Here is a 4,857-nt window from a genome sequence, read left to right on the forward strand (position 1 = left end):
CTGACTCTTAATCAGCGGGTCCGGGGTTCGAGTCCCTGGCGGCGCACAGACAGCCGGAAGGCCCTTCGCGAGAGCGAAGGGCCTTCCGGCGTTTCCGGCCCGAAGGCCTGAAAACCCGAAGGCCCGAAGGCCCGGGGCCCCGGACGACCGGGCCGCCCGCGCCGGAGCGGACGGCCCGACCCGGGCTCAGCGGCCGCGCAGCGCGCGGTAGCGGGCGACCAGCTCGGCGGTGGAGCTGTCCAGCTGCTCGGCGCCCTCACCGGTGAGCAGCACCGGCTCGATCCGCTTGGCGAGCACCTTGCCCAGCTCGACGCCCCACTGGTCGAAGGAGTCGATGTTCCAGATCGCGCCCTGGACGAACACCTTGTGCTCGTAGAGCGCGACCAGCTGGCCGAGCACGGAGGGGGTCAGCTCCCCGGCCAGGATGGTGGTGGTCGGGTGGTTGCCCTTGAAGGTCTTGTGCGGGACGAGCTCGGCGGGCACGCCCTCGGCCGCGACCTCCTCCGGAGTCCTGCCGAAGGCCAGCGCCTGGGTCTGGGCGAAGAAGTTGGCCAGCAGCAGGTCGTGCTGGGCGACCAGGCCGGGGGGCAGGTCGGCGACCGGCTTGGCGAAGCCGATGAAGTCGGCCGGGATGACCTTGGTGCCCTGGTGCAGCAGCTGGTAGTAGGCGTGCTGGCCGTTGGTGCCGGGGGTGCCCCAGACCACCGGGCCGGTCTGCCAGTCCACCGGGGTGCCGTCGCGGGTCACCGACTTGCCGTTGGACTCCATGTCCAGCTGCTGGAGGTAGGCGGTGAACTTGGACAGGTAGTGCGAGTAGGGCAGCACCGCGTGCGCCTGGGCGTCGAAGAACGCGCCGTACCAGACGCCGAGCAGGCCGAGCAGCAGCGGGACGTTCTGCTCGGGCGGGGCGGTGCGGAAGTGCTCGTCGACCAGGTGGAAGCCGTCCAGCATCTCGCGGAAGGCGTCCGGGCCGATGGCGATCATCAGCGACAGGCCGATCGCCGAGTCGTAGGAGTAGCGGCCGCCCACCCAGTCCCAGAACTCGAACATGTTGGCGGTGTCGATGCCGAAGTCCTGCACGCCCCGGGCGTTGGTGGACAGCGCGACGAAGTGCTTGGCCACCGCGTCGGTGTCGGCGCGCAGCCCGGTGAGCAGCCAGTCGCGGGCGGAGACCGCGTTGGTGATGGTCTCGATGGTGGTGAAGGTCTTCGAGGCGACGATGAACAGCGTCTCGGCCGGGTCGAGGTCGCGGACCGCCTCGTGCAGGTCGGCGCCGTCGACGTTGGAGACGAAGCGGACGTCGAGGTCGCGCTTGGCGTAGGAGCGGAGCACCTCGTAGGCCATCGCCGGGCCGAGGTCGGAGCCGCCGATGCCGATGTTGACGACGGCGCGGATCGGCTTGCCGGTGTGGCCCTTCCACTCGCCGCTGCGGACCCGGTCGGCGAAGGCGGCCATCTTGTCGAGGACGGCGTGCACCTCGGGCACCACGTTCTCGCCGTCGACCTCGATCACGGCGCCGCGCGGGGCGCGCAGCGCGGTGTGCAGGACGGCGCGGTGCTCGGTGTTGTTGATCTTCTCGCCGCGGAACATGGCGTCCCGCAGCTCGGCGACGCCGGTGGCGGCGGCCAGCTCGCGCAGCAGCTCCAGCGTCTCGTCGGTGACCAGGTGCTTGGCGTAGTCCACGTGCAGGTCGCCGACCCGGAGGGTGTGGCGGCGGCCGCGCTCGGGGTCGGCGGCGAACAGCTCACGCAGGTGGGTGTCGCCCAGCTCGGCCCGGTGCTTGGCCAGGGCGGCCCACTGCGGGGTGCGGTCCAGCGGGGTGCGGGCGTCGGCGCGGGTCTCCGACATCGGTGGGTCCTCGATTCATCTGGGTGCAGAAACCGGCAGGGCCAGGCGTGAGGGTTCGCCGAGGTCGTGCGGGTACTGGTGGTGCGCCGACTCCGTTGACGGCCTGCCCGGGTTCAGCCTATGCAACCCCGGGGCCGGTCGCGCACATTCCGCCCCGCGGGCGCGGGCGGTGCGCCCGCGGGGAGCGGACGCCCCGTCATTTCCGTTCGGAGCGCAGGTCGAGTCCGCGCAGCACCTGGTCGACCAGCTCCGGATCGGCGCCGAGCTCACTGCGGGCGGCGAGCATCTCGCGGCGGGAGGCGGCGATCATCTCCTGCTCGACGTCCCGGGCGGCGCGCCACTGGGCCATCCGCAGCTTGGCCTCGGCGGCCTCCTCCTCGGCGTAGTTCTCCGGGCAGAGCCGGGCCAGCCGGTCGTGCTGACGGTCCCGCAGGCGGTCGGCGACCTCGGCGGGCAGCCGGTCCTGCTCCTCCAGCTCGCCGAGCCGGCTGAGCCCGGCCTTGGCGGCCCGCCACCAGAGCTGGCGCACGGCCTGCTCGTGCTTGTCCTGGTCGATGTCCAGCTCGAACCGCTTGGCCAGCCAGGGCAGGGTGAGGCCCTGCACCAGCAGGGTGAAGAGCACCACGCTGAAGGCGATGAAGACCAGCCGGCCGCGCTCGGGGAAGTTCTCGCCGGAGTGCAGGGTGAGCGGGATGGCGAGCGCCAGGGCGACGGTGGCCACCCCGCGCATGCCGGACCACCAGAGGATCACGCTCTCCTTCCAGCTGAACGGCGTGTCCTCGTCGTCGCCGGAGCGCAGCTTCTTCGACAGCCAGCCGGCCGGCAGCAGCCAGAGCAGCCGGACCAGGACGACCACCGCGATGACCACGGCGGCGTCGCCGAGGAATCCGGTCCAGCCGCGGCCGGCCTCCTTGAGCACGGTGGCCAGCTCCAGGCCGATCAGGCCGAAGGCGACGCCGGTGATCAGGATCTCGACCACCTCCCAGAAGGCGTTGCCGACCAGCCGGTAGGAGACGGCGTCCGCGTCGGAGGCCCGCTCGGCGAGGTAGAGCGCGCAGACCACGACGGCGAGCACGCCGGAGCCGTGGATCTCCTCGGCCAGGGTGTAGGCGGCGAAGGGCACCAGCAGGTTGAGCGCGACCTGCTGGGTCGGGTCGTCCAGGCGCTCGGCGAGCCTGGTGTTGACCCAGCCGAGCGCGACGCCGACCACCACGGCCAGCACCGCGGACAGCACGAAGCGCAGCACCGCGTCGCCGGCCGAGAAGTCGCCGCTGACCATGGCCTCGATGGACAGCGAGTAGATCACGATCGCGGTGACGTCGTTGAACAGCCCCTCGCTCTCCAGGATCGCCACCAGGCGGCGGGGCAGCCCGACGCTCCCGGCCACCGCGACGGCGGCGACCGGGTCGGGCGGGGAGACCAGCGCGCCGACCGCGATGGCGGCGGCCAGCGGCAGGGTGGGCAGCAGCCAGTGCACGGTGCCGGCCACGGCGACCGTGGTGACCGCCACCAGGGCGACCGCCAGCAGCAGGATCGAGCGGGCGTTGGCCTTGAAGTAGCGCACCGAGGAGCGCCGGGCCACCGCGAAGATCAGCGGCGGCAGGACCAGCGGCAGGATCAGCTCGGGCTCGATGGTGACGTCCGGGATCTGCGGGACCAGCGCCATGACGATGCCGAGCAGGGTCATCAGCACCGGTTGCGGCACGCCGATCCTCCGACCGAGTGGCATGGTCACCACGGAGGCGAGCAGCACCAGGAAGAACAGGGGCAGCTGGCCCACGGGGAGGTTCCTCTCGACGACGGACGGCTGAGCGCCGCCCAGGATAAATCTGACAATGCGCCCATCGGTGTCGACACGCTGAACAATGACTTGACCTCAAGCACACTTCAGGTCGGATGATCGTCGACATCGGAGGGATCGAGAAGGGGCGGGAACAGCATGAAAGCGGTCACCGTGACGGGGAACGGCGGTCCGGAGGTCCTGCGGGTCGCCGAGGTGCCCGACCCGCGGCCCGGGCCGGGCGAGGTGCGGGTACGGGTGTACGCCGCCGGCGTGCAGCCGGTGGACCTCGCGATCCGCGAGGGGTTCCGCCCGCCGGGACTGGCGGTCGAGCCGCCGTTCGTCCTCGGCAACGAGTTCGCCGGGGTGGTGGACGCCCTCGGCCCGGACGCCGGGCACTGGCGGGTCGGGGACGAGGTACTGGGCTTCCGGGTGCTGGGCGGCCAGGCCGACCTGGTCACGGTGGACGCCGACCGGCTGGTGGCCAAGCCCGCCGGGATGCCGTGGGAGCAGGCCGGCTCGCTCTCCGCCTCCGGCCAGACCGCGCACGTGGCGCTCACCGGGCTCGGCGTCGGCCCCGGCGACACCCTGCTGGTGCACGGCGCCGCGGGCGGGGTCGGCACGGTCGCCGTCCAGCTGGCCCGGGCCTGGGGCGCCGCGGTGATCGGCACCGCGAGCGAGCGCAACCACGACTACCTGCGGGAGCTGGGCGCGGTGCCGGTCACCTACGGCGAGGGGCTGGTCGAGCGGGTCCGGGCGGTGGCACCGCAGGGGGTGACCGCGGCCTTCGACGCCGCCGGGCGGGGCGCCCTGGAGGCCTCCGTCGAACTGGTCGCCGACCGGACCCGGATCGGCACCGTGGTCGACTACCCCGGCGCCGAGCGGCTGGGCGTCCGGGGGCTGCGGGGCGAGCGGACGGCCGGAAGGCTGGCCGAGCTGGTCGAGCTCTGGGAGGCCGGCGGGCTGCGGCTGGAGATCGCGGAGTCGTTCCCGATCGAGCGGGTCGCCCAGGCCCACAAGCTGGTCGGAGCCGGGCACGTCCGGGGCAAGGTGGTGCTCACCATGTGAGCGCGCCCGCCTCCCCGGCCCGGGCCGATTGTGAGTTTCGGCTGCTGACCAGGTAATGTTCTCCACGTCAGCAGGCGCCGCTAGCTCAGTTGGTTAGAGCAGCTGACTCTTAATCAGCGGGTCCGGGGTTCGAGTCCCTGGCGGCGCACAGACAGCCGGAA

General features: G+C 72.3%; 3 protein-coding genes and 1 tRNA gene. 2 read left to right on the top strand and 2 right to left on the bottom strand.

Annotated elements, in window-relative coordinates; all coding sequences use genetic code 11:
- Positions 1 to 186 precede the first annotated feature (186 nt).
- Together pgi and ACFVHV_RS43250 are read right to left on the bottom strand one after the other, a co-directional pair.
- Entirely contained in the window at positions 187 to 1,848 is a 1,662-nt protein-coding gene (gene pgi, locus ACFVHV_RS43245) for a glucose-6-phosphate isomerase (protein ID WP_359901760.1), read from the bottom strand.
- Between the two features lie 196 nt (positions 1,849 to 2,044).
- Entirely contained in the window at positions 2,045 to 3,628 is a 1,584-nt protein-coding gene (locus ACFVHV_RS43250; RefSeq protein WP_359901763.1) for a Na+/H+ antiporter, read from the bottom strand.
- A gap of 159 nt (positions 3,629 to 3,787) precedes the next feature.
- On the opposite strand from ACFVHV_RS43250, the gene ACFVHV_RS43255 reads away from it, so the two are divergent.
- Positions 3,788 to 4,696: an NADP-dependent oxidoreductase gene (locus ACFVHV_RS43255; protein WP_380359300.1), complete on the top strand. Its 909-nt coding sequence runs from the start codon at positions 3,788 to 3,790 to the stop codon at positions 4,694 to 4,696.
- A gap of 74 nt (positions 4,697 to 4,770) precedes the next feature.
- Positions 4,771 to 4,844, top strand: a tRNA-Lys gene (locus tag ACFVHV_RS43260).
- Positions 4,845 to 4,857 lie beyond the last annotated feature (13 nt).

This window comes from Kitasatospora sp. NPDC127116 (genome assembly GCF_042677365.1).
GTDB lineage: Bacteria > Actinomycetota > Actinomycetes > Streptomycetales > Streptomycetaceae > Kitasatospora > Kitasatospora lactacystinica.

What these genes read in the sequence shown, in the direction of transcription:
- ACFVHV_RS43255 (WP_380359300.1), top strand. Translation starts at nt 3,788, where the DNA reads ATGAAAGCGGTCACCGTGACGGGGAACGGCGGTCCGGAGGTCCTGCGG.
- pgi (WP_359901760.1), bottom strand. Translation starts at nt 1,848, where the DNA reads ATGTCGGAGACCCGCGCCGACGCCCGCACCCCGCTGGACCGCACCCCG.